The sequence below is a fragment of the Psychroflexus sp. MES1-P1E genome (assembly GCF_002836055.1).
Lineage (GTDB): Bacteria > Bacteroidota > Bacteroidia > Flavobacteriales > Flavobacteriaceae > Psychroflexus.
In genome coordinates this window covers 1-1,221 of record NZ_PJBS01000293.1, presented here as the reverse complement: position 1 = coordinate 1,221, position 1,221 = coordinate 1, and the positions used below count along the sequence as shown (strand labels likewise).

Below are 1,221 nucleotides of genomic sequence, written 5' to 3'. Positions count from 1 at the left end.
CTTTAAATTATCAATCTGATTTTATCCATAAAGATACCGATGAAGCTTTGGATAGTGTGATTAATTTCTATAAACCAAAAAAAAGACCTTACGGTATTTTTTAAAATTAATTTTCTATCTTAGCACTTTAATAAAACGCACAAACAATACACACGTCCGTTAGCTGCAATTATAAAACGAAATCAAATGAATCTAAAAGAACAATTAGAAGACGTTAAAGATTACTTCACTCCAAAAATAGTTACAGAAGTTAATAACCAGTATGTGAAAATTGCCAAGATCAAAGGCCAAGAAGTTCCTTGGCATAATCACGAAAATGAGGATGAACTATTTTACATAATAGAAGGTGAACTTTTAATGGAAGTCGAAAATGAAACTAATAGGACTATGAAAACTGGAGATATGTTGTTAGTTCCAAAAGGAATTAACCATAGAGTTTCTTCAATAGACGAATGTTCAATTATGTTAATAGAGACTAAAACAACAAAGCATACAGGAGAAGTTAAGTCTTCCATAACCAAATCAATCCAAGAACAATCTTACTGAATAGGACTTAAAGTAGTTACTTCTGAGAAAAAACTGTAGCTAACAAAGTATATAATTTATTGCTAGTTCTTGCCTATTTACGAAAATCCTTTCGGATTTTATATTCGGTTTGTATTTGCTAAATTAAGTGCTTAAAATACGCAACAAATCATATACATACACGTCAGGCACAATTTGAAAAAAATCAGTAAGGCGAAAATAACCAGATAAAATAAATGCAAATATTAACTATACGACAAAAAGAAAATACAACTGGAATATTCTTTGCTTTGCTTTGGGCTTCTGCTGCAATTGCTATGAAAATCGGCATAAATTCATCTTCGCCATTAACGTTAGCGGTAATTAGATTTTTAATAGCAGGTCTATTAATGGTCACAGTTCTTCAAATTTTTTCAAGTGAAAAACTACCATCTAAATCTGAATGGTTAAAAATTACAATATTCGGATTACTAAACATAACTATTTATCTCGGTTGTTTATTCGCAGCAATAGAATTTGTATCAGCTGGATTAATGAATCTATTCATTTCTATTAACCCAATATTAATAATATTATTTTCCGTTCTTTTTTTGAAAAGGAAAGTTTCTAAATATGAAATAATTGGTTTTTTAATTTGTTTTGGAGGTCTTTTAATAGCAACTATTCCTATACTTAAAGAGTCAAAAGCCAGTTTAA

Annotated in this window: 2 protein-coding genes; both read left to right on the top strand. The window is 29.2% G+C overall.

Translation table 11 applies throughout. The annotated features are described in order from the left end of the window. Window positions 1–186 precede the first annotated feature (186 nt). Entirely contained in the window at window positions 187–546 is a 360-nt protein-coding gene (locus CXF67_RS09860) for a cupin domain-containing protein (RefSeq protein ID WP_102088592.1), read from the top strand. 215 nt (window positions 547–761) lie between these two features. Next, window positions 762–1,221, top strand: a 460-nt coding sequence (locus tag CXF67_RS09855; protein WP_145990455.1) for a DMT family transporter, incomplete at its 3' end; no start/stop codon positions are given.

Coding starts and splice junctions, on each gene's coding strand:
- CXF67_RS09860 (WP_102088592.1), top strand. CDS start 187: ATGAATCTAAAAGAACAATTAGAAGACGTTAAAGATTACTTCACTCCA.